This is a genomic window from Burkholderia sp. BCC1640, from assembly GCF_902833125.1.
Lineage (GTDB): Bacteria > Pseudomonadota > Gammaproteobacteria > Burkholderiales > Burkholderiaceae > Burkholderia > Burkholderia diffusa.
Genome location: NZ_CADFEF010000012.1, coordinates 51,547 through 76,287 on the forward strand (window position 1 = coordinate 51,547; position 24,741 = coordinate 76,287).

Below are 24,741 nucleotides of genomic sequence, written 5' to 3' on the forward strand. Positions count from 1 at the left end.
AAAAGTATTGGACGGTCCATTTCGCCGCCGCGTATAAATCCGTTCCATGAACTCCCCACACGCAGCGTGCCCCATGTCTCCCGTCACCATCGAACGCATTGAAACCCGCCTCGTCGACCTGCCGACGATCCGTCCGCACAAGCTGTCGGTCGCCACGATGCACGGCCAGACGCTGATGCTGGTGAAGGTGACCTGCAGCGACGGCGTGACGGGCACCGGCGAAGGCACGACGATCGCCGGAATGGCCTACGGCCCGGAAAGCCCGGAAGCAATGAAACTCGCGATCGACGCATACCTCGCGCCGGCCATCATCGGCAAGGACGCGACGCGCATCCAGACGCTGATGGCGTTCCTCGGCAAGCTCGCGAAGGTCAATCACTTCGCGAAGAGCGCGCTCGAAACCGCGCTGCTCGACGCGCACGGCAAGCGCCTCGGCGTGCCGGTCAGCGAGATGCTCGGCGGCCGCCGGCGGGATCGCCTGCCGGTCGCGTGGACGCTCGCATCAGGCAACACGGCGACCGATATCGCCGAAGCCGAGCGGATGCTCGACCTGCGCCGCCACAACGTGTTCAAGCTGAAGATCGGCGCGAAGGCGCTCGACGCGGACATCCGGCACGTGGCCGAGATCAAGCGGGCGGTCGGCGAGCGCGCATCGGTGCGCGTCGACGTGAACATGGCGTGGAGCGAAACGCAGGCCGCGCGCGCGATTCCGGCGCTCGCCGATGCCGGCTGCGAACTGGTCGAGCAGCCGGTCGCGTCGGCCGCGGCGCTCGCACGGCTGATGCGCCGCTTCCCGGTCGCGCTGATGGCCGATGAAATCCTGCAGGGCCCGGACAGCGCGTTCGAGATCGCGAAGCATCACGGCGCGGACGTGTTCGCGATCAAGATCGAGCAGAGCGGCGGCCTCTTCGCGGCGCAGCGCGTCGCGGCGATCGCGGACGCGGCCGGCATCGAGCTGTACGGCGGCACGATGCTCGAAGGCGCGTTCAGCACGGTCGCGTCCGCGCATCTGTTCGCGAGCTTCGCGAACCTGCAGTGGGGCACCGAACTGTTCGGACCGCTACTGATTACCGAAGAGATTCTCACGACCCCGCTTGACTACAGCGATTTCGAACTGACCGTGCCGAGCGGCCCGGGCCTCGGCATCGAGCTCGACGAAGCGAAGGTCGCGCGTTTCACCCGCGACGGGCTGACGAAAGTCTCCCGCTGACCCGCGACAACCCGCGACAACCCGATCACGCACCAGGACATCACGATGCTTTTCCACGTACGCATGGACGTCAACCTCCCGGCCGACATGCCGGCCAGCGTGGCCGACGAGATCAAGACCCGCGAGAAGGCGTATTCGCAGGACCTGCAGCGCAGCGGCAAGTGGCGCCACATCTGGCGCATCGCCGGCGAATACGCGAACTACAGCGTGTTCGACGTATCCGGCAACGCCGAGCTGCACGAGATCCTGACCGGGTTGCCGCTGTTCCCGTACATGAAGATTTCGGTGACGCCGTTGTGTCGCCACCCGTCGTCGGTACACGACGGCGACGTTTGAGCCACGGAGCCGCCTCTTCCGCAACGGCGGGCACCGGGTCACCTTTCCCCAAAATACACGTGGAGACACCATCATGAGCGTCAAAGTATTCGAAACCAAGGAAGTGCAGGATCTGCTGAAGGCCGCGTCGAACGCGGGCGGCAACGGCACCAACGGCGGCGACGCGCGCACGCGGCAGGTCGTGCTGCGGCTGCTCGGCGACCTGTTCAAGGCGATCGACGATCTCGACATCACGCCCGACGAAGTGTGGGCCGGCGTGAACTATCTGAACAAGCTCGGTCAGGACGGCGAGGCGGCGCTGCTCGCGGCCGGCCTTGGTCTCGAGAAGTATCTCGACATCCGGATGGACGCGGAGGACGAGGCGATCGGGCTCGACGGCGGCACGCCGCGTACGATCGAAGGCCCGCTGTACGTCGGCGGCGCGCCGGTGCGCGACGGCGTCGCGAAGATCGACATCGACGCCGACGAAGGCGCGGGCCCGCTCGTGATCCACGGCACGGTCACGGGGCTCGACGGCAAGCCGGTGGCCGGCGCGCTGGTCGAGTGCTGGCACGCGAACTCGCACGGCTTCTACTCGCACTTCGACCCGACCGGCGCGCAGAGCGATTTCAACCTGCGCGGCGCGGTGAAGACGGGCGCGGACGGCAAGTACGAATTCCGCACGCTGATGCCGGTCGGCTACGGCTGCCCGCCGCAGGGCGCGACGCAGCAGCTGCTCGACCGCCTCGGCCGTCACGGCAACCGCCCGGCGCACGTGCATTTCTTCGTGACCAGCGACGGCCACCGCAAGCTGACGACGCAGTTCAATATCGACGGCGACCCGCTGATCTGGGACGACTTCGCGTATGCGACGCGCGAGGAGCTGATTCCGCCCGTCACCGGCAAGACCGGCGGCGTCGCGCTCGGGCTGAAGGCCGACGCCTACCAGGACATCGAGTTCAACGTCGTCCTGACGCCGCGTGTCGAGGGCAAGGACAACCAGATCGTCGAACGCCTGCGCGCTTCCGCCACGGCATAACGGCCCGACGGCCCGACGGCACGGCGGCGCGCCTGCGCCGCCGCCGGCCGGGTCCCCGCGAGATTCAATCGATACCGATGCGAGCGTGCTTGCAGGACCCGGCACGCGCACAGGAGGAACCAACATGTCCGCCACGATCGACCACACCACCGAACTGGACCACCTGCTCGCCACCGCCGTGCAGGACGACAAGGAGGCCGGCGTTTTCCGCTGCCGCCGCGACATCTTCACGAACGAGGCGCTGTACGAGCTCGAGATGAAGCACATCTTCGAGGGCAACTGGGTGTACCTCGCGCACGAAAGCCAGATCCCGAACAACAACGATTACTACACGACGTGGATCGGCCGCCAGCCGATCGTCATCACGCGCGACAAGACCGGCGAGCTGCACGCGGTGATCAATGCGTGCGCGCACAAGGGCGCGATGCTGTGCCGCCGCAAGCACGGCAACAAGGGCAGCTTCACGTGCCCGTTCCACGGCTGGACCTTCTCGAACACCGGCAAGCTGCTGAAGGTGAAGGACGAGAAGACGACCGAGTATCCGGTGCAGTTCAACACGCACGGCTCGCACGACCTGAAGAAGGTCGCGCGCTTCCAGAACTATCGCGGCTTCCTGTTCGGCAGCCTCCGCGACGACGTGCTGCCGCTCGAGGACTATCTCGGCGAGGCGCGCGTGATCATCGACCAGATCGTCGACCAGGCGCCGAACGGGCTCGAAGTGCTGCGCGGCAATTCCTCCTACATCTACGAAGGCAACTGGAAGATGCAGATGGAGAACGGCTGCGACGGCTATCACGTGAGCACCGTGCACTGGAACTACGCGGCGACGATGGGCCGCCGCAAGGAAGACGGCACCAAGGCCGTCGACGCGAACAGCTGGAGCAAGTCGGTCGCGGGCGTGTACGGCTTCGACAATGGCCACATCTTGCTGTGGACCAAGACGATGAACCCCGAGGTGCGGCCCGTGTACCAGCACCGCGACGAGATCAAGGCGCGCGTCGGCGACGTGCAGGCCGACTTCATCGTGAACCAGACGCGCAACCTGTGCGTGTACCCGAACGTGTTCCTGATGGACCAGTTCAGCACGCAGATCCGCGTGGTGCGTCCACTCGGCGTCGACAAGACCGAAGTCAGCATCTTCTGTTTCGCGCCGAAGGGCGAGAGCGAAGCCGACCGCACGACGCGCATTCGCCAGTACGAGGACTTCTTCAACGTGACGGGAATGGGCACGGCCGACGACCTCGAGGAGTTCCGCGCATGCCAGGCCGGCTATGCGGGCATCACGGCGATGTGGAACGACCTGTCCCGCGGCGCGCCGCTATGGATCGACGGGCCGGACGAGAACGCGAAAAGGATGGGGCTGAACCCGCGCATGTCGGGCGAGCGCAGCGAGGACGAAGGGCTGTTCGTGTGCCAGCACGAACACTGGGTGCACGTGATGCGCGATGCACTGAAGAAGGAACGCGGGGAGGTGGAAGCATGAACATCGATTACCGGACCATTTGCGCGGCGCTGTATCGCGAAGCGCGCCTGCTCGACGACCGCGAGTGGGACGAGTGGCTGACCTGCTACACGGAAGACGTCACGTACTGGATGCCCGCGTGGGACGACGACGACCGGCCGACCGACGATCCGCGCAGCCAGATCTCGCTGATGTACTACGCGGATCGCGGCGGCCTCGAGGATCGCGTGTTCCGGATCAAGACCGAGCGCAGCGGCGCGTCGACGCCTGAGCCGCGCACCAGCCACAACGTGACGAACGTCGAGGTGCTGGCCGAGCGCGACGGCGAGGTGGACGTGCGCTACAACTTCCACACGCTGAACCACCGCTACCGCGTGACCGACCACTTCTTCGGCACGATGTTCGTCACGTTGCGCCGCTCGGGCGACGCATGGCTAATCTCGAACAAGAAGATCGTGCTGAAGAACGACTACATCCGGCAGGTGCTCGACGTGTACCACGTCTGACGCCGATCGATTCGACACGTAACACAGGGAGACGATGTCATGTCCACCTACAAGATTGCACTGAACTTCGAGGACGGGGTCACCCGCTTCATCGACTGCAAGGCCGGCGAGAAGGTGCTCGACGCCGCGTTCCGCGCAAAGATCAACCTGCCGATGGACTGTTCCGACGGCGTGTGCGGCACCTGCAAGTGCCGCGCGGAGAGCGGCAGCTATGACCTCGGCGACGATTACATCGACGACGCGCTCACCGAGGACGAGAAGGACGGCGGCCTCGTGCTGACGTGCCAGATGGTGCCGCAAAGCGATTGCGTGATCGCGGTGCCGAGCTCGTCGTTCGCGTGCAAGACGGGCCACAGCGCGTTCGCCGCGACGGTCACGAAGGTCGAGCCGCATCACGACGCGGCGATCGTGCTCGAACTCGACGTCGATGCGGCCGCTCCCGTGTTCCTGCCCGGCCAATACGTGAACATCGGCGTGCCGGGCAGCGGCCAGCACCGGTCGTATTCGTTCTCGTCCGCGCCGGGCGACACGAAGATCGGATTCCTGATCAAGAAGATTCCCGGCGGCGTGATGAGCACGTGGCTCGAATCGGCGAAACCCGGCGACACGCTCGAACTGAACGGGCCGCTCGGCAGCTTCTACCTGCGCGATGTGGCGCGGCCGCTGCTGTTCCTCGCGGGCGGCACGGGCCTCGCGCCGTTCCTGTCGATGCTCGAGGTGCTCGCGCGCAGCGGCTCGCGGCAGAAGGTGCATCTGGTCTACGGCGTGACGCGCGATCTCGACCTGGTGCTGGTCGATGCGATCGAAGCGTATGCGGCGAAGTTGCCGAACTTCAGCTTTGCGACGGTCGTTGCCGATGCGGCGTCGAACCATCCGCGCAAGGGCTGGGTCACGCAGCACATTCCGGCCGATGCGTTGAACGACGGCGACGTGGACGTCTACCTGTGCGGACCGCCGCCGATGGTCGACGCGGTGCGCCAGTACTTCGACGACGCAGGCGTGAAGCCGAACAGCTTCCACTACGAGAAGTTCACCCCGAACGTGACGGCAAAGGCGGCGTGATCATGCAACGATTCTCCGGAAAGGTCGTCGTCGTCACCGGCGCGGCGCAGGGCATCGGCCGCGGCGTCGCGCTGCGCGCGGCGGCAGAGGGCGGCCGCGTGCTGTTCGTCGATCGCGCGGACTTCGTGGCGGAGGTGGCCGCCGAGGCGCCGGGCGGCAACACGGCCGGATTCGTCGCGGATCTCGAGACCTACGACGGCGCGCGCGCGGCGATGGCGTGCGCGGTCGCGACGTTCGGCCGGATCGACGTGCTGATCAACGGTGTCGGCGGCGCGATCCGGATGCGGCCGTTCGCCGAGTTCGAGCCCGAGCAGATCGACGCGGAAATCCGCCGCTCGCTGATGCCGACGCTCTACAGTTGCCACGCCGTGCTGCCGCATTTGCTGGCCGGGGGCGGCGGCACGATCGTGAACGTGTCGTCGAACGCGACGCGCGGCATTCGCCGCGTGCCGTATTCGGCCGCGAAAGGCGGTGTTAATGCGCTGACGGCGGCGCTCGCGATGGAATACGCGGAGCACGGCATCCGCGTGGTCGCGACCGCGCCGGGCGGCACCACGGCGCCGCCGCGCCGCGTGCCGCGCAATGCGGCCGGCGACAACGCGCAGGAACAGGCATGGATGGCCGAAGCGGTGCGGCAGGTGACCGACTCGACGTTCTTCAAGCGTTACGGCACGCTCGATGAGCAGATCGCGCCGATCCTGTTCCTCGCGTCGGACGAGGCGAGTTACATCACCGGCACGGTGCTGCCGGTCGCGGGCGGCGATACAGGTTGAGCGGCGGGCGGCCTGTTCGCCAGCAGCTTCAGACATGCGCGCGCTCCGGTCAGGCGTGCGCGCGATGACCATCGAACAACCGGCCGGTGCGGAAAGCCCGGCCACGGAGACACTCATGCGCCAACGCGAAGCGATCATCCCCGCCGGAATGGAAGCCGTGTACGAAAAAATCGGCTATGCGCCGGCGATCAAGGTCGGCGATACCGTGTACGTGTCCGGCCAGATCGGCCGCGACGCGGCGATGCAACTGGTCGAAGAACGCGAAGCGCAGATCGTGCAGGCGTTCGAGAACCTCAAGGTCGTGCTCGAGGCGGCCGGCGCATCGCTCGACGACGTGGTCGACCTGACGACCTTCCATACCGACATGCGCGACCTGCCGCTGTTCATGGCCGTGCGCGACCGCTATCTCCATGCGCATCCGCGGCCTGCGTGGACCGCGGTCGGCGCGCACATGCTCGGCGGGGCGCCCGGTTATATCGTCGAAATCAAGGCGGTTGCCGTGCTGCAGGGATAGTCGCGGCCGCTGCTGGCGAGACGACACGGTCCGACCGCTTGCGGCGCGTATCGGATGCCGACGTCCGGCCCGTCTACCGCCGGATTGCCGCCCGCAACCGCCTCACGTCCTGCTCCGACACCGGCGCGGCGCGATTTCCCCACGCGCCGCGCACATAGCTGACCACCGCGGCGATCTCGCTGCTCGTCAGCGCGCCGCGCATCGCCGGCATCCGCTGCACCGGCCCGTGCGCGCCGGGCGCCGGCCGAGCGCCTTCGACGACGATCCGGATCGCGCTGGTCGGATCGGCCGCGAGCGCGGCCGAATTTCCGGCGAGCGGCGGCCCGCGATCGGGTACCCCCGCACCTTCCGCGCCGTGGCAGCGCGCACAGAATCCCGCATATACGCCGGCCCCCGGCGCCTGCTGGCCGCCCTCCGGGCGCGGCCCCGCCGCGGTCAGCCGCGGGACGCCGACGCCGAGCGGATTCGTCGCGGCGGTCGGTTGCGCGGGCAACGATTTGAGGTACACGGCGATCGCGTGACGATCCGCATCCGTCAGCAGCGCGGTGCTTTCGCCGACGACGGGCGCCATCGCGCCGAACACCGCGCCGCGCACCGCGTGGCCGCTGCGCAGGAATGCGGCGAGATCGTCGGCCGTCCAGCGGCCGAGGCCGTCCGCGTCCGCGCCGGTGAGGTTCGGTGCGAACCAGTGATCGTTGATGCCGCCCGTGAGAAACGCGGGGCTGCTTTCGTCGTAGCCGCGCTCGTTGTAGGCCGGGCCGCGCGGCGTGTGGCATGCGCCGCAGTGGCCGAGCCCCTGCACGAGATACGCGCCGCGATTCCATTCCGCCGATCGCGACGACTGCGGCACGAACCGGTCGCGGTTCGCGAACGCCACGCTCCACAGCCCGAGCGCCCAGCGCTGGTTGAACGGAAACGGCAGCCGCGTGTTTTTTACCGCGTTCGCCGACGGCGCGACACCACGCATGAAATACGCATACAACGCGCGCACGTCGTCGTCGGACAGGCGCGCGAACGACGGGTAGGGCATCGCAGGATACAGCCGGCTGCCGTCCGCGCGCACGCCGCGCCGCAACGCATCGTCGAACTGGCGCAGCGTGTCGTTGCCGATCCCGTGCGCCGTGTCGGGCGTGATGTTCGGTGCATAGATCGGCCCGAACGGCGAATTGACCGGCTGGCCGCCGGCGTATGGCGTGTGGTCGGCGGCATCGTGGCAGGCGGCGCAGTCGCCGGCGAGCGCGAGATAGCGGCCGCGCGCGATCGTCGCGGCATCGGCGCTTGCGGCCGCGGCGGCAATCACAGGGCGGCGGGCGGCGGAAGCTGCCGATGCGGACGATGCGGGTGAGGCGGACAACGCCGATGCCGGGGGCGAAGCCGATGAAGCGTCCGACGGCGTAGCCGAAGCCTGTTCGGCCGCCGTGTCTCGCCGCTGCGCCAGCCGCGGATCGCGGTTTACCCGGTCCGACATCGACGCGCCGGCATCGGCTGCCGGCGCGCGTATCCGCACGAAACGCCAGCCCGACGCAGGCTCGGGCGCTTCCGCCGGAGACGCGGCTTCGGCTAGATCGCCGGCGGGCGCCGCGTGGTCGTCCTGATGCATGTCGCATGCGCCTAGCGCGGCGCACACGGCGAGCGCGACGCCCGTGCGGCGGCCTGAAACGACGAACGACGCGAACGAGATCAGCGCCATGGGCTGCACGGCCCCACGAAAGCGGTGACGATTCCCGTGAACACGAGACCGATCACGAACCCGAGCGCGGCGAGCATCCCGCAGCGCGCGAGGAACCGCGTGCTGTCGTCGCGCGTCGCGGCCTGCACGTTCGCGTCGTGCCGGCGTTGCCACGTGCGCACGAGCCAGGCGGCGAACGCCGTCGCCAGCGCGAACGCGCATGCGGCGATCAACGCGAGCCACACGCCGACGTGCGCCCAACGCGGCACGGCCTGCGCGACGCCGAGCGGATAGCATGCGGTCGACGCGAGCGTCTCGGATGCCAGCATCTGCGCGAACCACAGCGCGGGCGCGCCGACCAGGCCGGCCGCGATTGCGAGCAGGGGTGTCCATGAGCGTCGCGCGCCGTTCATCCCGCGCTCCTGAGCCAGTACGGCGATACGTACAACGCGGTGAAGATGAACAGCCATACGATGTCGACGAAGTGCCAGTAGAGCCCGCCGACCGTCAGCGCGACGCGCCGTTCGCGGCCGAAGAAACCGGCGGCGGTCCACCCGGCGAGCAGCGCGAGGATGACGAGACCGGCCGCCACGTGCGCGAGGTGGAAGCCGGTGATCGTGAAGTAAAGGCTGCCGTACAGATGCGCGGTCGGTCCGTACGGATGGTCGCGCCACTCGTGCAGTTGAACGAGCGCGAACGCGACGCCGAGCAGCAGCGCGACGGCGAGCGCGGCCGCCGCGCGCAGGCGCCGGTCGGCTCGCACCGCACGCTCGGCGAGCCACACGAACACGCTGCTCGACAGCAGCACGACGGTATTGCCGGCCGCGAGCGCGATCTTCGGCATCCCGTCGGGCGGCCATGGCGCGTCCGATTGCGACTGCAGGTAGAAATAGCAGAACAGCAGGTAGCCGAACAGGCCGGCCTCGGTCACGATCAGCGTGATGACGCCCCACCAGCCGCCCGCGCGTTCGCCGCAACTGCCGACCGGCAGCGGTTCGACGCACGCGACCGGCGCACCGGACGGCGCGGTCGCCGAGCGCGGTTCGGCCGGATGCCGGCCGGCCGCTGCCGGTGCCTGGGTGGTGTCGCGGGCGGGCAGGTGCTCACGCTGCCCGAGCGTGCGGCGCGGCCACAGCCACACGGCGGTCCCGATCGCGCAACCGGCGACGGCCGCGCACACGAGCGTCGGCGAGCGCGCCAGCATCGCAGCGAACACGGCGGTCGCGAGCAGCGCGAGCACGAACGGCACGCAGCTGTCGTCGGGCATCTTCAGGATCGCGCTCGGTTTTGCCGCGAGCGGCGTGACCGCGAGCGCCTCGCGCCCGTCGGCGAGCCGGTAGCCGATGCGCATGCTGGTGCGCATCGGATCCTCGCGCGTTTCCCACAGCGGGTGCCGCGACGCGACGAGCGGCAGCACCGCGAAGTTGTAGACGGGCGTCGGCGACGCGACCGACCATTCGAGCCCGGCGGCGCCCCACGGATTCTCAGCGGCGCGCGCGCCGCGCCGCGCGCTGACGAGCGCGTTGACGACGAACATCACGATTCCGATGCCGAACACGAACGAGCCGATCGTCGTCAGCAGGTTCGACGTGTCCCAGCCCATCCCGGACGGGTAGGTGTAGATGCGGCGCGGCATCCCGAGCAGCCCGGAGACGTGCATCGGGAAGAAGCCGAGGTTGAAGCCGACCAGCACGATCCAGAACGTCAGCTTGCCGAAGCGTTCGTTCATCATCCGCCCGGTGAATTTCGGGAACCAGTACGTGAGCCCGCCGAGCACCGGGAACACGTTGATGCCGAGCAGCACGTAGTGCAGGTGCGCGACGACGAAATACGTATCGGTCAGCTGCCAGTCGAGCGGCACCGCGGCCGTCATCACGCCGGATACGCCGCCGATCACGAACATCAGCACGAATCCCGCGAAATACAGGAACGGCGTGCGGAACACCGGACGGCCCGTCCAGATCGTTGCGAGCCACGCGAACACCGCGACCGCGCTCGGGATCGAGATCAGCATGCTCGCCGCGCCGAAGAACGCAAGCGCGAGCGGCGCGATGCCGGTCGCGAACATGTGGTGGACCCACACCTCGAAGCCGATCAGCATCGTCGCGACCGTCGATACCGCGACGGCCTCGTACGCGACGAGCGGCCGTCGGCAGAAAGTCGGCAGCGCGTCCGACACGATTCCCATCGCGGGCAGCACGACCACGTAGACCCACGGGTGCGCGAACATCCAGAACAGGTGCTGCCACAACAGCGGCCGCCCGCCGTTCGCGACGTCGAAGAAGTGCGTGCCGGCATTGCGGTCGAGCCACAGCAGCAGGAACGCGAGGCTGACGGACGGCACCGCGACGAGGTTCGCCACCGATGCGGTGAGCGTGCCCCACACGATGATCGGCAGCCGGTCGATCGACATCCCGTGCGCGCGCATCCGCAGCAGCGTGACGACGAAGTTCGCGGCGCCGCCGGTCGTCGAGATGCCGAGCAGGATCATGCCGAGCGCGTAGATGTCGATGTTCGCACCGGCACTGTAATCGAGCGACGTGAGCGGCACGTAGTTGAACCAGCCGCCGTCCGGCACGGCGCCGAGCGGAAAGCTCGCATACAGGAACAGGCCGGCGAACAGGAACGCCCAGTACGAGAACGCGTTCAGCCTCGGGAACGCCATGTCGCGCGAGCCAAGCATCAGCGGCCACAGATAGTTCGCGAAGCCGGACAGCACCGGCAGCGCGTACAGGAAGATCATCGTGACGCCGTGCATCGTGAACAGCGAGTCGTACTGCGCGGGCGTGAGCACCGTCGCATTCGGCCGCGCGAGCTGGATGCGCATCGCGAGCGCCTCGACGCCGCCGAGCAGCAGGAACGCGAACGCGGTGACGATGTAGCGCAGCCCGATGCGCTTGTGGTCGACCGTGCCGAGCCAGCCGCGCCAGCCGGGATCCGATTCCCACAGCGCGGCCAGTTCGCGCTCGTGCGTGGAGCCCGGCGGCGCTTCGCCGAGGTCGGGCACGCGGCTGAGCGGAGCGGGCGTGTCGCGGGCAACGGCCATCGTCATTCTCCGTTCAGTGCAGCGTTGCGAGATAGGCGGCGAGATCGTCGGCGTCGCGCGGCGCGAGCGCGAACGACGGCATCAGCGTCTGCGGCTTGATCTGCTGCGCATGCGCGATCCAGCGCCGCAGGTTGTCGGGCGTGTTGTCGAGCGTGCCGGCCGCGAGCAGCCGGCGCGACCCGAGATGCGACAGGTCGGGGCCCGCGTCGCCGGCCGCGTCGGTGCCGCGCACCGTGTGGCAACCCGCGCAGCGCGCATCGAACACGTGCCGGCCACGCCGCTCGGCGCCGACGGCGGGTGCGGGCGCCGGCTGCCGCTGCGCGGCGAGCCACGCGCGAAACGCCGCGGGCGGCTCGGCCACGACCTCGAACGCCATGTGCGCGTGCTGCGCACCGCAGTACTGTGAGCACTGTCCGCGGTATACGCCCGGCCGGTCGGCCTGCAGCCACTGATGATTCGTCTGGCCGGGAATCGTCTGCGTCTTGCCGGCCAGTTGCGGGACCCAGAACGCATGGATCACGTCCGCGCTTTTCAGTTCGAGCGCGACGGGTTCGCCGACCGGGATGTGGAGTTCGTTCGCGGTGACGAACGCGGTGCCGCCCGCGTCGTCCGGATAGCGGGCAGCCCACCACCAGTCGTGCGCGGTCACGACGATCGTGAGCGCCGGTGGATGCGGCGGCGACGCCACCGCGCCCAGCACGCGCAGCATGTACACGAGCGCGCCGAACAGCAGCACGATCGAGATCGCGGAGCCGACCGTGACGATCGCCAGCCCGCTGTCGTGGCCGCCGCCTGCATGCGTGCGGCGGCGAAACATCGCGATCAGCAGCAGCACCGCGATCGCGATGCACACGAACGTGCACAGCGCGAGCAGCGCCCAGCCGAGCACGAACACCGGCCGGGCAGCCGGGCCCGCCGCATGCGCGACGTAAGCGAGCGGCAGCGGCCCGGCCGGTGCGTCGGGCTCGCTGGCGGCGCGCACGGCGGCCATGGGGGCGGCGAGGCACGCGGTCGCGGCGAGGCGAACGATACGGGGCGCTTTCTCGGGTGGCGGGACGGGCAACAGGGCTCCTTTTCGGATTCGGCGGCGTGACGACAGCCGTTCGACAACCGTTCGCGGCGGAGCAATTTCTGTGCGTGCGCCGCGTCAGCATCTCGGCCTGGGCATTGCCTATGCAACGGGCTGCGCGTTACAGCCGGCTTGTAAATTTGGCGACGGTTCACGGCGCGCCCGCGGCACGGTGCGCGGCACATCGCTTGCTACCTCGATCGTGTTCTGGCAGGCCGCTCGGGGTAGGTCCCGGCCGCGTGCCGCCCACCGCGAGAAAACCGGAGGAATCGACCGTGAACACCGTCGCGATCACCGGTGCGAGCGCCGGCGTCGGCCGCGCGACCGCCCATGCGTTTGCACGGCGCGGCGCGAACGTCGCGCTGCTCGCGGCGGGTTGAACCGGTGAGCGCGATGAGAATCGAGGATTACGCACTGATCGGCGATGGCCGCAGCGCCGCGCTCGTCGCGCTCGACGGCAGCATCGACTGGCTGTGTTGGCCGGACTTCGACTCGCCGCCATGCTTTGCCGCACTCGTCGGCACGCCCGACAACGGCCGTTTCCGTATCGCGCCGCGCGAGCCGGATGCGCGCGTGACGCGCCGCTACCTGCCCGGCACGGCGGTGCTCGAAACGACGTTCGAGACGTCGTCGGGCTGTGTGATCATGATCGACTGGATGAGCTGGGATGCGCGCGACCCGTGCGTCATCCGCAGCGTGCGCGGCGAGCGCGGCACGGTCGAGCTCGACGTCGATCTCGGCGTGCGCTTCGACTACGGCCACGCGTTGCCGTGGTGCCGCCGTCTCGGCCGGCGCTGGCGAATGATGACGGGCGGCGACGCGATGTGGCTCGATACCGACGTGCACCTCGACGTGCGGGACGACCGGCTCGTCGGCGCGCCGCGAATCGCCGCGGGCGAGCGCGCGGATTTCTGCATCAGCTACGCGCGTTCGTACGACCGGCCGCCGTCGTTGCCGGACCCGTACGCGTCGTTGCGCGACACGCAGGCGTTCTGGCGCGTCTGGTCGAAGTGCAATGCGGCGCAAGGCCCGTATCGCGACGCGATCGAGCGCGCACTGATCACGGTGAAGCTGTTGTCGAGCGTGCGCACCGGCGGCATCGTCGCGGCGCCGACGAGCTCGCTGCCCGAACGCTTCGGCGGCGTGCGCAACTGGGATTACCGGTTCTGCTGGCTGCGCGACGCGAGCTTCACGCTGCGCGCGCTGGTGCGCTGCGGCTATCGCGAGGAGGCCGCGCGCTGGCGAGACTGGCTGGTGCGCGCGATCGCCGATCATCCCGCGCAATTGCAGGTGCTGTACGCGGCCGACGGCGGCCGGCGCGCGGACGAATGGTCGGCCGCTCACCTGGCCGGTTACGAAGGCGCGCGGCCGGTGCGCTTCGGCAACGCGGCGGCCGAACAACTGCAGCTGGACGTCTACGGCGAGGTGCTGGCCGCGCTGTACCAGGCGCGCCGGCACGGGCTGCCGCCCGACGACGATGCGTGGACGCTCGAGCGGCGGCTGCTCGACCATCTCGCGACGATCTGGCGCGAGCCGGACGAGGGGATCTGGGAGGTGCGCAGCGGCCGGCACCCGTTTACGTCGTCGAAGGTGATGGTATGGGCGGCCGTCGAAAGTGCGTATCGTTCCGCGCGCGCGTTCGGCCATCACGCGCCACTCGAGGAGTGGCGGCGCTGGGCCGACACCGTGCACGCGGATGTGCTCGCCCGTGGCTATCACCCGAAACTCGGCCGCTTCGTCGACCGCTACGATGGCGACGGGCTCGACGTGAGCCTGCTGCTGATTCCGCTGACGGGGATGCTCGATGCGTCGGATCCACGCGTCGCGGCGACGGTCGCCGCGATCGAGCGCGAACTGGTCGAGGACGGCCTGCCGTTCCGTTATCGCCCGCCGCGTTTCAAGGATGGTTGCGAAGGCAACGAGGGTGCGTTCGTCGCGGCCGGCTTCTGGCTCGCGCAGGTTTACCAGATGCAGGGCCGCGACGCCGACGCGCACGCGCTGTTCGAGCGGCTGCTGGCCCTGCGCAACGACGTCGGGCTGCTGTCGGAAGAGTACGACGTGAAGGCGCGGCGCATGTGCGGGAATTTTCCGTTCACGCTTGCGCAGGTCGGGCTGGTCAACGCGGCGATCGCGCTGGAGGGCGACTGGCGAGACGACGTCGATACCGGCTGACGTGCAGCACCGCGCCGCACGCGACGGGGCAGCACGGCACGACGCACGCTTCGTGTCGTCCCGCCCGTCAAGTGCTACGACTCGTGCTTGCCTCCCTTGCCGCCGCGCTCGCCGTTGCCCGGCAGCACGGCCGATAGCACCTGCCGCGCGGTCTCGACGATCACGTTCGCTTCGCGCGGGTCGCCCTTCACCAACGTTTCGGCAAAATGCTTCGCCTGCTGCAGCGTCACGTGCGGCGGCAGCGGCGGCACTTCCGGATCGCTCTTGACCTCGAGCACGACCGGACGGTCCGACGCGAGCGCTTCGTCCCATGCAGCGCCGAGCTGTTCCGGATCGTCGACGTAGATGCCCTTCAGCCCGAGCAGCGTCGCGAAGCGGTAGTACGGCACGTTCGGAATTTGCTGCGAAGCGTCGAGCTTCGGATCGCCTTCCATCACGCGCTGTTCCCACGTAACCTGGTTCAGATCCTCGTTGTTGAGCACCATGCAGATCCAGCGCGGGTCGGGCCATTGCCGCCAGTACTTCGCGACCGTGATCAGCTCGGCCATGTTGTTCATCTGCATCGCGCCGTCGCCGACCATTGCGATCACCGGGCGCACCGGGTACGCGAACTTCGCGGCGATCGCATACGGCACGGCCGCGCCCATCGACGCGAGCCCGCCCGACAGCGAACCCATCATCCCGCGTCGCATCATCAGGTCGCGCGCATACCAGTTCGCGCAGGAGCCCGAATCGCTCGTCAGGATCACGTCGTCGGGCAACCGTGGCGACAGCTCGGTGAATGCGCGCTGCGGATTCACGCCGCGCCCGGCGCTCGCCTTTGCGGCCGCGCGCGCGGCCAGCGTCTCGTGCCAGTCCGCGTTCCATTTCGCGATCTGGTCGCGCCAACTCGTGTCGTGCCGTTCCTTCAACAGCGGCAGCAGCGCGCGCAACGTCTCGGCGCTGTCGCCGACGAGATTGACCTCCATCGGGTAGCGCAGGCTCAGCATGTCGGCCTTCAGGTCGATCTGCACGCCGCGCGCCTGGCCTTCCTTCGGCAGGAATTCCGAGTACGGGAAGCACGAGCCGACGACGAGCAGCGTGTCGCATTCGGTCATCAGTTCGTAGCTTGGCTTCGTGCCGAGCAGCCCGATGGAGCCTGTGACCCACGGCAGGTCGTCCGGCAGCGCGGCCTTGCCGAGCAGTGCTTTCGCGGCGCCCGCGCCGAGCCGGTCGGCCACCGCGATCACCTCGTCGGTCGCGTGCAGCGCGCCCGCGCCGACCAGCATCGCGACCTTCTTGCCGGCATTGAGCACGTCGGCCGCGCGCTGCAGGTCGTCGGCGTAGGGCACCACCTTCGGCGGCGTGTAGCCGACCCCCGAGTGCACGGTGCCGTGCGCGCGCTTCGGCGGCGCGTAGTCGAGTTCCTGCAGGTCGTTCGGCAGCACCAGCGCGGTCACCGTGCGCGCGCCGAGCGCGATGCGCACCGCGCGGTCGACCAGATGGCGCACCTGGCCCGGCACGACGGCAAGCTGGACGAATGCGCCCGCAACGTCCTTGAACAGCGCCGGCAGGTCGACTTCCTGCTGATAGTGGCCGCCGAGCGCCGCGCGCGCCTGCTGGCCGACGATCGCGAGCACCGGCATGTGATCGAGCCGCGCGTCGTAGAGGCCGGTCACGAGGTGCGAGGCGCCGGGGCCCGAGGTCGCGACGCATACGCCGAGCTCGCCTGTAAATTTTGCATGTGCCGACGCCATGAAGGCCGCCATCTCCTCGTGGCGCGCCTGGATGAATTCGATCTTGCCATCCGCCCGGCCGAGCGCGCCGAAGAAGCCGTTGATGCCGTCGCCCGGGTAGCCGTACACGCGGCGCACGCCCCAGTCGTACAGCCGTTCGACGATGAAATCCGCCACTGTCGCCATGCCGTTTCTCCTTGGTTCGGGAAGAGCCGATGAGCCGCGCAGGCGATTGTCGTGCGCGGCGCTGCCGGGCGTCGCGCAAGGCATGTGCCGCGCGGCCGCATCAGGCACGGGTGGTGAACGCAGGCGCTGCGGGCAAAGGCAGGCAATCCGGCGCGCAACGATGGCGCTTTTCGCGGCACCGACGATCGACGACGTGCGAGACCCGGACGCGCGATCTCTAGATCGCAACTAACGGTCAATCGCGCTCGCGCCCGCGACGCAACGGCGCCGTGTTGCCCGACGCTCATGCATCAACTGCGCTTGCAGGGGACGGCCGGGCCCGGTACCGCGTCGTTCCGGGCACGTCAACGACGTTCGCACCGGCTTTCACGCCCGGCGTCCCCGTTGCCGACGGCGCTCGCCGAACGCGGAATTTTCAAGCGCTTGTCATTTCGATCGCACGGCTGCAGAGGGGCACGCGCTCCGGATGCCGCGCGGGCGGGCGCGCACCGCCGCGGCGGCACTGTCGCGGTGAGGAACGGCACATGCTGCCCGTGTCGACGAAGCCCGGCGGTTCCGGGTATCGACTACGGTGCTCCCATGACTTCCAGAACTCGCTCGATCAATCCGTTGTTGAATCTCGCGGTGGCCGTCGCGTGCGGCGCGGCGGCGATGTACTTCCTCGATCCGGCATCGGGCCGGCGGCGGCGCGCGTACCTGCGGGACAAGGCCGCTGCGGGCCGGCACGGCGTGGTCGACTACGCAAATACGCAGGCGAAGCGCGCGGCCGACCATGCGCGCGGCGCGATCGCGGGACTGCGCGCCGACTGGCTCGCGGGCGACGCGAACGACGCCCAGGTCACCGAACGCGTACGTGCCGCGCTGGGTCATCTGGCCGGGCATCCGCGCGACGTCGACGTGACCGTCGAGCACGGGCATGTGCGCCTGAGCGGGCAGGTGGAAGAAGCGGAACGGCACGCCGTCGTCGACGGTGTGGCCGCGCTGCGCGGCGTGCAGACCGTCGAGGACGCGATGGGCGCGCGTAGCGAATACAAGGCGCCGTCCGGCGGCCCGATGCACTGACGTCGGCATCGGCCGCGCGCCGGCGGGCGCGGCGGCTGCGCAGGGTTTGCTCAACGTGCGCGCGAGCGCGAGCTACCAGCGCGAGCAGTTGGGCCTGAAAGGCATCGTCGAGGAACAGGGCATCGACCAGCGTCGTCGACCGCCTCGGCGCACCGGGTTCGCCGCGCTGGTCGGGGGGGCGCCGGGTGCACTCGACGACTGGCTCGACGTGTCGCGCGCATTGCCGGGCGTGCCGCCTGCCGTGCCGGTCGGACTGCCGTCGACGCTCGCGCGCCGGCGGCCCGACATCCGCCGCGCGGAGGCCGAACTGCATGCGGCGACTGCGCGACGTCAACAACGCGCTGGCCGTGTATCCCACCGACCAGACGCGCGCAGCCGCGCTCGACGATGCGGGGAAGGCCGAGCGGAGCGCGCTGGAACTCGCGCGCGATCGTTACCGGAAGGGGTTGTCGCCTCGCCGTTTCTCGACGTGCTCGACGCCGAGCGGCAAGGGTCGGAGGGGCGGCAGCAGGCGGTGCAGGGCGCGTTGCAGACGACGACCGATCTGGTCGCGCTCTACAAGGCGCTGGGCGGCGGATGGCAGAGGACCGGCCCGGCGCGGGAAGCGGCTACGCTCGGGGCGACATCGCCGCCGGCGCAGACGGCCCACGCACCTTGGTCGCGATGAAGCGGCCGGTGCGCGACATCGCGCTTACCGGCACGCACGCGAAAACAGCAGCGAATCGGCGTCGTTGAAGCGAATCCGCACCGGATCGGCATACCCGGCCTTCTGCGCGACGCGGATCGACGCGACGTTGGTCGGCGCGATCAGGCACACGCTGCGCTCGAACCGGTGCTGCGCATCGAGCCAGCCGAGCGCATGCGACAACGCCTCGGTCGCGTAGCCCTTGCCGTGCGCCCAGCTCGCGAGCGCCCAGCCGGCTTCCGGCACGCCGCGAATCGACGGCTCGACCGCGCGACGGAAGTCGGCGAAACCGAGATCGCCGACGTAGCGGCCCGACGTCTTCTCGCGAATCGCCCAGTAGCCGTAGCCGAGCAGCGGCCACAGCCCGCGATACGCGAGCAGCCGCATCCACGAATCGCGCGGCGCCGACGGCTTGCCGTTGAAGATGTGTGCGACGACGGTCGGCTCGGTCCACATCGCGGCGAGCGCGTCGAAGTCGCCGAGCGGGTGGCCTTCGAGAATCAGGCGGGGGGTGTCGAGAACCGGCGGGGACGTGACGGGCGGCAGGGCGCTGAGTGTCATCGGGCGTTCCATGAGGAAAGGAAGGCGGCGCGGTGCGTCGCGCTCGGGCCCCGTACGATACCGCGGAAACCGCGGCGCGGCCGCAAATCCCCGGGTGCGGCGGGGAATGCGATCGCATCGTCCGGCTTGCCATCGTCCGATGATTGCGGCACGGGCTGGCGGCCGCGTGGCGGCATCGCGCCCGTGCCGGGCGGTTTCTACTTGCGGCTTTTCAGGAAACTGCGCCCGTGCGCGGTGATCGACGCACCGGATCGGCCGTTCGCGGCATGGCTGACGAAGCCCGCGCCGACGAGTTCCTGTTCGACCGACCAGCCAAGCGCCGGCGCATCGCGGCCGTAGCGCACATCGGCGAGGCGCTCGAGCGCCCAGATCGCGGAGGCCGACAGGTTGGGGGTGTTGGACGTGACGTTGTCGTTCATCGCTTCCTCGGAGAGTGGTGATTCAGGGTGAACGGCACGAGGCCGTGGGATCGGGCGACGCAGCGTCAGCCCGCCTGCAGCAACGGCAGCAGCGCCTGGAGCGCGGCGTCCTCGTCGGGGCCGGTGGCGAGCACCTGCGCGGACGTGCCGCCATGCATCTGTAGTGCCGCGATGGCCGTCGCGTCCTTCGCGCTGCCGCTGAGCCCGTTGGCGAGCAGCAGGATGTCGCTTTCGAAGCGGTGTGCCGCCGCGACGATCGCGTCACGCGCCGCGATCGCACGGTTGCGGTTCCAGGCGGGGCCGATTTCAACGTAGACGACGGTTGCCACGATGCGGATCAGCCTTGGGGAAAGTTGCCGGAATGCCGTGCAACGGCCGGCCGGCGCCACGGCAGGACCGCGCCGAGCGCGGTTTCCCCACGGGGCGTCGGGTGTTGTACACCAGGCATCGGTGCATCATTCATCTCGAACATGTCGACATCCTCAGCGAAACCGCCATCAAGTCCGGCGAACGATCGAAAGTTGACGATTATAATACGGCAACGTGTTTATGTGTATTGCATTATAATGTCGTGTGCGCGACGCGCTGCCCGGTCGATTTTTCGACGTGGCCGTACGGCGCGCGGTCCGGCCACGCGCCTGCGTGTCCGGTATTTTTTTATCGATTGACCTGAACTCCCACCGAATGGAAGCTGCAATGAACGCCGCCCCCGCCTGCCCGCAATGCGCGATGGAAAACACCTACCCGGATGGCACGCTGACCGTGTGCGCGGACTGCGGCCATGAATGGTCGGCCGGCGCCGGCGCCGAAGCGGGAGACGAACCGGCAGGCGACGTCGTCAAGGACGCGAATGGCAACGTGCTGTCGGACGGCGATTCGGTCGTGCTGATCAAGGACTTGCGCGTGAAGGGTTCGTCGATCACGCTGAAGATGGGCACCAAGGTGAAGAGCATCCGTCTCGTCGGCGGCGATCACGAAGTCGATTGCAAGACCGACATGGGCGGCTTCATGCTGAAGGCCTGCTACCTGAAGAAGGTATGACCGCACGCGGTACGAGCGACTCTCCGATCAACCGGGCCTGTCGAGCATGAGCGAGGATCGAATTTCCTATGATGCGTTCCTGCAGTTCCTGGCGGCGCCGTTGAACGACGGCCGTCCGTTCGTGCTCGAGACCAAGCACGCGGTGTCGCTGCACTTCGACCACTTCGGCACGCAGAGCTTCATGTCGCTGAAGGATCCGGTGAGGCTCGAACTCGGCTATACGCGCGTGATGATGGGTTTCCTGCTGCTGCAGCCGGCGCCCGCGCGTATCTGCATGATCGGGCTCGGCGGTGGATCGCTGGCGAAGTACTGCTATCGGCACTTGCCCGACACGGCGATCGACGCGGTCGAGATCAATCCCGACGTGATCGCGCTGCGCGACGTGTTCAGGATTCCAGAAGACGACGCGCGCTTCGCGGTAATCTGCGCGGACGGCGCCGACTACGTCGAACGGCCGGATGTCCAGGCGGACGTGATCCTGCATGACGCATTCGTCGCCGACGGCATGCCGGGCCGCTGCACGGGCACCGCGTTTCTCGATGCGTGCCGTGCGCGGCTGAGCGAAACGGGCGTGCTCGCGATCAACTTCATGGACGATGATCCGGCGTTGCCGCGACATCTCGAGCAACTGCGCGCGGTGTTCGACGATTCGTGTGCGCTGGTGCCGTGCGGCGACGACAACAACTTCATTGCGTTCGCGTGGAAGAACGGCAACCCGTTGCCGTCGCTGCGCATCCTGCTCGAGCGCGCGCTGGGATTCGGCTCGGCGGGCGCGCTCAAGCTGTCGTCCACCGCTCGGCGCATGAAGGCGGGGGAGCGCATCGATCCCGCGCGGCTCGTCTGGCGCGCGCGCGAACATTCACGATGGGAAATCTGCGCCTGACGGCGCCGCAGGTTTGACCGCGCCTACTTCATCCCTTACTTCACTCGCTTGCCGAGCGCGCTTTTGGTCTTGTACGTGACGCCGTGTTTGTCGAGATACTCGCGGATCAACTGACGCACGACTTGCGACGGTGTGAGGTCCTGCTCGGCGCAGAGCATTTCGAATGCTTCTTTCTTGGCGGGATCGATCAGTACGGTCAGGCGGGCGGTTTTCGTTTCCATCGGGATGGCAGGGGTGGTCGATATGTTAATCAAATTATAATCCATCCGCTTTCGGCGCCATATCCGGATGTGTCATGCCGGGTCGTGCACCGGTTCAACGCCGGTGTACGAGCCGCGTGATCGGTTACGATGCCGGTCGCCGGTGCGAGGTGGCCGCGCCGGCCGGCGCCCGGAAGCCTCGAATTGCTCGAATCATATGGAAAAGATGATAACAAGATTATCATGTGCTGCTGGTTGTATTGGGCTTTAAGTACAATATCGACCGGGGCTGCCGGCTTCGGCTTGCCCGAGCGGCTCCGTCGTCCGCGCGGCCGATGATCCGGCTGCTTCCGTTTCCACGCGGCGTGCGTGCACCGTCACTGCGGTGCTGCCCGGTCGTCACTTCGCCTTTACTGCACAGCCCACTTCGCTATTCGCCTCATGACCCCGATCAAGTTCGTTCTCCGCTACACGGCGATTCCTTTCGCAGCCATCGTGGCCGTCGTGATGTGGGCGGTCGTGCCGTCGTCGAAAGAGGTCGACGCACGCCAATATGCGGCGCTGTCGCGCGGATACGCGAGCTTTCCGCTACCGTTTCGACATGAAATCGCGGAAGCGATGGAGCAGGGCCGTATCAGCGACCGGCGTTACAAGACGCTCGTACGCGATTCGCTGGGTAATGGCGTGGCGCTGGACTGGCCGGCGTCGGGTGTCGCCGACGTCGCTGCCGAGCGGCAAAGACTGGCAGCACTGCTGAAGGCCGATTCCGGCCTGGAGGAACATCAACAATGAAGATTGCGCTGGTTTCGGTGGCTTTCGTGATGATTATCGGAAGCCTGGTTTTCGCACTGTATTTCATGAATCACGACCGGGGCGGCAGCAAGCGGATGGCGTGGTCGCTCGCGGCGCGCGTCGGGCTGTCGATCACGCTGTTCCTGTCGCTGCTGATCGCATACCGGCTCGGGTGGATCGAGCCGACCGGGCTGCCGATCGGGCGGTGATGCGCGGCATTCGACCTCGCCGCCGCAGCACACGAGCTATCGCCGGCTGAAGGATCGCCACTGGCATCCGTTTCAGTCTCCGCGCGATCGGCAGGCCGTCAAAATGCCGCGCAGCAGATCGATCGGCGGCGGTGGACATCCAGGAATCGTCACATCGACGGGCAGCACCGACGAAACGGGACCGCACACCGCATAGCTGTCGGCAAAGATGCCGCCCGTGCACGCGCACTCGCCGGCTGCGACGACCAGCTTCGGCGCCGGCGTCGCCTCGTACGCGGCAAGTACGGCTGCCTTCATGTTCAGCGTGACGGGGCCGGTCACGAGCAGCAGGTCCGCATGGCGCGGGCTGGCGACGAATTTGATCCCGAGCCCTTCGATGTTGTAGTACGGGTTGTTCAGTGCATGGATCTCCAGTTCGCAGCCGTTGCATGAACCCGCATCGATTTGCCGGATGCACAACGCGCGGCCGAGGAGGTCGAGAATGTCCTGACGAATCTGCTGTGCCTCGTGTCGCCAGGCGGCTTCGGCGGTCGGCACGGGCTCGTCGGGAAATTCGGTGCGCGCGAATTGACGGATGAGTTGCCACATCAGAGATCGTGCCCCGCGTAGTTCAGGTTGAACGATTTATTGATCAACGGGAAATCGGGAACGATGTTGCCGATGATCGCGTGCTCGAGTGCCGGCCAGTTCTGCCAGGACGGATCGTGGCAATGGCAGCGCGCGATGGCATCGCCCGACGCCGTCTCGAGCGCGACGAACACGTCGCCGCGCCAGCCCTCCACCCAGCCGATTCCCCTGGATGGCGCCGCCGCGGGCGTGACGGTGGTGGCGATCGGCCCGTCCGGGAGAATCGCCAGCAGTTCGCCCATCAGGCGCAACGATTCGTCGATTTCGGCAAACCGCACGGCGACCCGCGCGGCGACGTCGCCACGCGGATCGCTCGCCGCCTTGACGGCTAGGTCGCCGTAAGGGGCCGGCCGCAGGTTCGCGCGCACGTCGAATGTCTGGCCGCTGGCGCGGGCGGCCATGCCGCGCACGCCGAAATGCGCGACGACGTCGGCATTCAATCGGCCGGTACCGAGAAACCGGTCCTGCAGCCCGGACTGGTCCTCGTAGATCTTCCGCATCACGTGTACTTCGCGTGCGATGCGTTCGCACTGTTCGGTGAGCGCCGCCGCATCCTCGGGATAAATGTCGACGGCCAGCCCGCCCGGCACGATTCGATCCATCAGGTATCGATGCCCGAAGATCCCGTCGTTGGTCCGCACCCAGTTCTCCTTGAGCCGCGAGAACTGCGCGAGACCGAACGCGAATCCGGCGTCGTTGCCGAGCGCGCCGAGGTCACCGAGGTGATTGGCGATGCGCTCGCGTTCGAGCAGGAGGGCGCGCAGAACCAGCGCACGCGCCGGCACGGCTGTGCCGCACGCCTGCTCGAGCGCCATGCAATAGGCCCACGAGAACGCAATGGTCGAATCGCCAGCGACGCGGCCCGCAACGCGATGGCCGTTCGACGCGGCCGTCCGTTCGAACAACCGTTCGACGCCGCGATGCGCATAGCCGAGCCGCTCCTCGAGCCGCAGCACCTTCTCGCCGACGACCGAAAACCGGAAATGGCCCGGCTCGATGATGCCGGCGTGAATCGGCCCGACCGCGATTTCGTGCACGCCGTCGCCGGCAACCTGCACGAACGGATAATCCGCTTCGTTCGATTCGAATCGCTCGATTCCGGTCGCCCGCTTCTGCAGCGGAAAGTAGTCGCTAGGCCAGTTGCCGTGATTGAGCCACGGCCGCGTGTCGCGCGCATCGCGCTCGCGCAGGCCGGTCAGGTCGAAAATCGCGCGCTGCATGCGCGTTGCGGCGGGAAACACGCCCGCCAGATCGGGATAGTCGCCGTCGGCACGCGGTTCCGGCCCGGTCGCGAGACGCACCCACAGGACGCCGTCGTCGCATTCGTAAGCCGCGTTGACTGAAAATTCGCGCTCGGGCGTTTCGCCGCCCCACATCGCGACGAGCCGGCTTCGCTCCGTCCGCGCGGCATGCGCGATGTCGAGCCATCGCGCTTCGTCGACGTCAACCACGGTAGCCGGAACCTGGCCTGCTTCGTGCCCGAGGCGAGTCGAGCCGTCCGCCTGAATCAAGTCGAGTCGCATC

Annotated in this window: 25 protein-coding genes and 2 pseudogenes; 16 read left to right on the top strand and 11 right to left on the bottom strand. The window is 68.2% G+C overall.

The window, feature by feature from the left end:
* The first annotated feature begins 73 nt into the window (after positions 1-73).
* From HWX25_RS15125 to HWX25_RS15160, 8 genes are all read left to right on the top strand, one after another.
* Positions 74-1,210 (top strand): muconate/chloromuconate family cycloisomerase, encoded by a 1,137-nt coding sequence (locus HWX25_RS15125; protein ID WP_175908967.1) that lies wholly within the window; start codon positions 74-76, stop codon positions 1,208-1,210.
* A 45-nt stretch (positions 1,211-1,255) separates the two neighbouring features.
* Positions 1,256-1,546: a muconolactone Delta-isomerase gene (gene catC, locus HWX25_RS15130; protein ID WP_175908968.1), complete on the top strand. Its 291-nt coding sequence runs from the start codon at positions 1,256-1,258 to the stop codon at positions 1,544-1,546.
* A 73-nt stretch (positions 1,547-1,619) separates the two neighbouring features.
* The gene (catA, locus tag HWX25_RS15135) at positions 1,620-2,564 is read left to right on the top strand and encodes a catechol 1,2-dioxygenase (protein WP_175908969.1); all 945 of its coding nucleotides are present in this window, start codon (positions 1,620-1,622) and stop codon (positions 2,562-2,564) included.
* 124 nt (positions 2,565-2,688) lie between these two features.
* Complete coding sequence (locus HWX25_RS15140) at positions 2,689-4,047, top strand: Rieske 2Fe-2S domain-containing protein (RefSeq protein ID WP_175908970.1); 1,359 nt, start codon at positions 2,689-2,691, stop codon at positions 4,045-4,047.
* Entirely contained in the window at positions 4,044-4,532 is a 489-nt protein-coding gene (gene benB / locus HWX25_RS15145) for a benzoate 1,2-dioxygenase small subunit (protein WP_059700832.1), read from the top strand. The genes HWX25_RS15140 and benB overlap by 4 nt, the downstream gene beginning before the upstream one ends.
* Positions 4,533-4,571: 39 nt before the next feature.
* Positions 4,572-5,594, top strand: a complete 1,023-nt coding sequence (gene benC, locus HWX25_RS15150) for a benzoate 1,2-dioxygenase electron transfer component BenC (RefSeq protein WP_175908971.1) — start codon at positions 4,572-4,574, stop codon at positions 5,592-5,594.
* Positions 5,595-5,596: 2 nt separating this feature from the next.
* Positions 5,597-6,367, top strand: a complete 771-nt coding sequence (benD, locus tag HWX25_RS15155) for a benzoate diol dehydrogenase BenD (RefSeq protein WP_175908972.1) — start codon at positions 5,597-5,599, stop codon at positions 6,365-6,367.
* A gap of 115 nt (positions 6,368-6,482) precedes the next feature.
* A complete protein-coding gene (locus HWX25_RS15160) occupies positions 6,483-6,881 on the top strand; it encodes a RidA family protein (protein WP_059693185.1) in 399 nt (132 codons plus the stop codon).
* A 73-nt stretch (positions 6,882-6,954) separates the two neighbouring features.
* On the opposite strand, the gene HWX25_RS15165 is transcribed toward HWX25_RS15160, so the two are convergent.
* From HWX25_RS15165 to coxB, 4 genes are read right to left on the bottom strand one after another with little or no spacing between them, the layout of a single operon-like run.
* A complete protein-coding gene (locus HWX25_RS15165; RefSeq protein ID WP_175908973.1) occupies positions 6,955-8,571 on the bottom strand; it encodes a cytochrome c in 1,617 nt (538 codons plus the stop codon).
* On the bottom strand, positions 8,562-8,963 hold the full coding sequence (locus tag HWX25_RS15170; RefSeq protein WP_059692974.1) for a hypothetical protein: 402 nt from the start codon (positions 8,961-8,963) through the stop codon (positions 8,562-8,564). Before HWX25_RS15170 ends, HWX25_RS15165 begins: the two co-directional genes overlap by 10 nt.
* Entirely contained in the window at positions 8,960-11,596 is a 2,637-nt protein-coding gene (gene ctaD / locus HWX25_RS15175; RefSeq protein ID WP_175908974.1) for a cytochrome c oxidase subunit I, read from the bottom strand. Before ctaD ends, HWX25_RS15170 begins: the two co-directional genes overlap by 4 nt.
* Before the next feature lie 13 nt (positions 11,597-11,609).
* Complete coding sequence (gene coxB, locus HWX25_RS15180; RefSeq protein WP_244138772.1) at positions 11,610-12,659, bottom strand: cytochrome c oxidase subunit II; 1,050 nt, start codon at positions 12,657-12,659, stop codon at positions 11,610-11,612.
* 281 nt (positions 12,660-12,940) lie between these two features.
* On the opposite strand from coxB, the pseudogene HWX25_RS15185 reads away from it, so the two are divergent.
* Positions 12,941-13,036: pseudogene (locus tag HWX25_RS15185) on the top strand (SDR family NAD(P)-dependent oxidoreductase); the annotation flags it as partial.
* Between the two features lie 22 nt (positions 13,037-13,058).
* Positions 13,059-14,837, top strand: a complete 1,779-nt coding sequence (locus HWX25_RS15190; RefSeq protein WP_175908975.1) for a glycoside hydrolase family 15 protein — start codon at positions 13,059-13,061, stop codon at positions 14,835-14,837.
* 74 nt (positions 14,838-14,911) lie between these two features.
* On the opposite strand, the gene HWX25_RS15195 is transcribed toward HWX25_RS15190, so the two are convergent.
* Positions 14,912-16,738, bottom strand: coding sequence for a thiamine pyrophosphate-requiring protein (locus HWX25_RS15195; RefSeq protein WP_175908976.1), 1,827 nt, complete (start codon positions 16,736-16,738; stop codon positions 14,912-14,914).
* Between the two features lie 579 nt (positions 16,739-17,317).
* Between HWX25_RS15195 and HWX25_RS15200 the strand changes: the two genes are divergently transcribed.
* Both HWX25_RS15200 and HWX25_RS15205 read left to right on the top strand, forming a co-directional pair.
* Entirely contained in the window at positions 17,318-17,800 is a 483-nt protein-coding gene (locus tag HWX25_RS15200) for a BON domain-containing protein (RefSeq protein WP_175908977.1), read from the top strand.
* A gap of 28 nt (positions 17,801-17,828) precedes the next feature.
* A pseudogene (locus HWX25_RS15205) lies at positions 17,829-18,467 on the top strand (TolC family protein); the annotation flags it as partial.
* A 24-nt stretch (positions 18,468-18,491) separates the two neighbouring features.
* Here HWX25_RS15205 and HWX25_RS15210 read toward each other — a convergent pair.
* From HWX25_RS15210 to HWX25_RS15220, 3 genes are all read right to left on the bottom strand, one after another.
* Complete coding sequence (locus HWX25_RS15210; RefSeq protein ID WP_244135252.1) at positions 18,492-19,046, bottom strand: GNAT family N-acetyltransferase; 555 nt, start codon at positions 19,044-19,046, stop codon at positions 18,492-18,494.
* 197 nt (positions 19,047-19,243) lie between these two features.
* The gene (locus tag HWX25_RS15215) at positions 19,244-19,465 is read right to left on the bottom strand and encodes a hypothetical protein (protein ID WP_059536799.1); all 222 of its coding nucleotides are present in this window, start codon (positions 19,463-19,465) and stop codon (positions 19,244-19,246) included.
* Positions 19,466-19,530: 65 nt separating this feature from the next.
* Positions 19,531-19,794 (bottom strand): HPr family phosphocarrier protein, encoded by a 264-nt coding sequence (locus HWX25_RS15220; protein ID WP_059536796.1) that lies wholly within the window; start codon positions 19,792-19,794, stop codon positions 19,531-19,533.
* A 367-nt stretch (positions 19,795-20,161) separates the two neighbouring features.
* Here HWX25_RS15220 and HWX25_RS15225 point away from each other — a divergent pair, with 367 nt between their 5' ends.
* Entirely contained in the window at positions 20,162-20,506 is a 345-nt protein-coding gene (locus HWX25_RS15225; protein ID WP_031401187.1) for a zinc ribbon domain-containing protein YjdM, read from the top strand.
* A 46-nt stretch (positions 20,507-20,552) separates the two neighbouring features.
* Complete coding sequence (locus tag HWX25_RS15230; RefSeq protein WP_059693000.1) at positions 20,553-21,389, top strand: hypothetical protein; 837 nt, start codon at positions 20,553-20,555, stop codon at positions 21,387-21,389.
* Positions 21,390-21,424: 35 nt separating this feature from the next.
* On the opposite strand, the gene HWX25_RS15235 is transcribed toward HWX25_RS15230, so the two are convergent.
* Positions 21,425-21,610, bottom strand: coding sequence for a ribbon-helix-helix protein, CopG family (locus tag HWX25_RS15235; protein WP_059452402.1), 186 nt, complete (start codon positions 21,608-21,610; stop codon positions 21,425-21,427).
* A 420-nt stretch (positions 21,611-22,030) separates the two neighbouring features.
* On the opposite strand from HWX25_RS15235, the gene HWX25_RS15240 reads away from it, so the two are divergent.
* Together HWX25_RS15240 and HWX25_RS15245 are read left to right on the top strand one after the other, a co-directional pair.
* The gene (locus HWX25_RS15240) at positions 22,031-22,381 is read left to right on the top strand and encodes a hypothetical protein (protein WP_175908979.1); all 351 of its coding nucleotides are present in this window, start codon (positions 22,031-22,033) and stop codon (positions 22,379-22,381) included.
* Positions 22,378-22,590: a DUF2909 domain-containing protein gene (locus HWX25_RS15245; RefSeq protein ID WP_059511443.1), complete on the top strand. Its 213-nt coding sequence runs from the start codon at positions 22,378-22,380 to the stop codon at positions 22,588-22,590. The genes HWX25_RS15240 and HWX25_RS15245 overlap by 4 nt, the downstream gene beginning before the upstream one ends.
* Before the next feature lie 72 nt (positions 22,591-22,662).
* On the opposite strand, the gene HWX25_RS15250 is transcribed toward HWX25_RS15245, so the two are convergent.
* Entirely contained in the window at positions 22,663-23,178 is a 516-nt protein-coding gene (locus HWX25_RS15250) for a formate hydrogenlyase (RefSeq protein ID WP_059816890.1), read from the bottom strand.
* Complete coding sequence (locus tag HWX25_RS15255; RefSeq protein ID WP_175908980.1) at positions 23,178-24,740, bottom strand: NADH-quinone oxidoreductase subunit C; 1,563 nt, start codon at positions 24,738-24,740, stop codon at positions 23,178-23,180. Before HWX25_RS15255 ends, HWX25_RS15250 begins: the two co-directional genes overlap by 1 nt.
* Position 24,741 lies beyond the last annotated feature (1 nt).

Excerpts from the sequence above, each read along its gene's own strand:
- HWX25_RS15125 (WP_175908967.1), top strand. The coding sequence starts at position 74 with ATGTCTCCCGTCACCATCGAACGCATTGAAACCCGCCTCGTCGACCTG.
- catC (WP_175908968.1), top strand. The coding sequence starts at position 1,256 with ATGCTTTTCCACGTACGCATGGACGTCAACCTCCCGGCCGACATGCCG.
- catA (WP_175908969.1), top strand. The coding sequence starts at position 1,620 with ATGAGCGTCAAAGTATTCGAAACCAAGGAAGTGCAGGATCTGCTGAAG.
- HWX25_RS15140 (WP_175908970.1), top strand. The coding sequence starts at position 2,689 with ATGTCCGCCACGATCGACCACACCACCGAACTGGACCACCTGCTCGCC.
- benB (WP_059700832.1), top strand. The coding sequence starts at position 4,044 with ATGAACATCGATTACCGGACCATTTGCGCGGCGCTGTATCGCGAAGCG.
- benC (WP_175908971.1), top strand. The coding sequence starts at position 4,572 with ATGTCCACCTACAAGATTGCACTGAACTTCGAGGACGGGGTCACCCGC.
- benD (WP_175908972.1), top strand. The coding sequence starts at position 5,597 with ATGCAACGATTCTCCGGAAAGGTCGTCGTCGTCACCGGCGCGGCGCAG.
- HWX25_RS15160 (WP_059693185.1), top strand. The coding sequence starts at position 6,483 with ATGCGCCAACGCGAAGCGATCATCCCCGCCGGAATGGAAGCCGTGTAC.
- HWX25_RS15165 (WP_175908973.1), bottom strand. The coding sequence starts at position 8,571 with ATGGCGCTGATCTCGTTCGCGTCGTTCGTCGTTTCAGGCCGCCGCACG.
- HWX25_RS15170 (WP_059692974.1), bottom strand. The coding sequence starts at position 8,963 with ATGAACGGCGCGCGACGCTCATGGACACCCCTGCTCGCAATCGCGGCC.
- ctaD (WP_175908974.1), bottom strand. The coding sequence starts at position 11,596 with ATGGCCGTTGCCCGCGACACGCCCGCTCCGCTCAGCCGCGTGCCCGAC.
- HWX25_RS15190 (WP_175908975.1), top strand. The coding sequence starts at position 13,059 with ATGAGAATCGAGGATTACGCACTGATCGGCGATGGCCGCAGCGCCGCG.
- HWX25_RS15195 (WP_175908976.1), bottom strand. The coding sequence starts at position 16,738 with ATGGCGACAGTGGCGGATTTCATCGTCGAACGGCTGTACGACTGGGGC.
- HWX25_RS15200 (WP_175908977.1), top strand. The coding sequence starts at position 17,318 with ATGACTTCCAGAACTCGCTCGATCAATCCGTTGTTGAATCTCGCGGTG.
- HWX25_RS15210 (WP_244135252.1), bottom strand. The coding sequence starts at position 19,046 with ATGACACTCAGCGCCCTGCCGCCCGTCACGTCCCCGCCGGTTCTCGAC.
- HWX25_RS15215 (WP_059536799.1), bottom strand. The coding sequence starts at position 19,465 with ATGAACGACAACGTCACGTCCAACACCCCCAACCTGTCGGCCTCCGCG.
- HWX25_RS15225 (WP_031401187.1), top strand. The coding sequence starts at position 20,162 with ATGAACGCCGCCCCCGCCTGCCCGCAATGCGCGATGGAAAACACCTAC.
- HWX25_RS15230 (WP_059693000.1), top strand. The coding sequence starts at position 20,553 with ATGAGCGAGGATCGAATTTCCTATGATGCGTTCCTGCAGTTCCTGGCG.
- HWX25_RS15235 (WP_059452402.1), bottom strand. The coding sequence starts at position 21,610 with ATGGAAACGAAAACCGCCCGCCTGACCGTACTGATCGATCCCGCCAAG.
- HWX25_RS15240 (WP_175908979.1), top strand. The coding sequence starts at position 22,031 with ATGACCCCGATCAAGTTCGTTCTCCGCTACACGGCGATTCCTTTCGCA.
- HWX25_RS15245 (WP_059511443.1), top strand. The coding sequence starts at position 22,378 with ATGAAGATTGCGCTGGTTTCGGTGGCTTTCGTGATGATTATCGGAAGC.
- HWX25_RS15250 (WP_059816890.1), bottom strand. The coding sequence starts at position 23,178 with ATGTGGCAACTCATCCGTCAATTCGCGCGCACCGAATTTCCCGACGAG.
- HWX25_RS15255 (WP_175908980.1), bottom strand. The coding sequence starts at position 24,740 with ATGCGACTCGACTTGATTCAGGCGGACGGCTCGACTCGCCTCGGGCAC.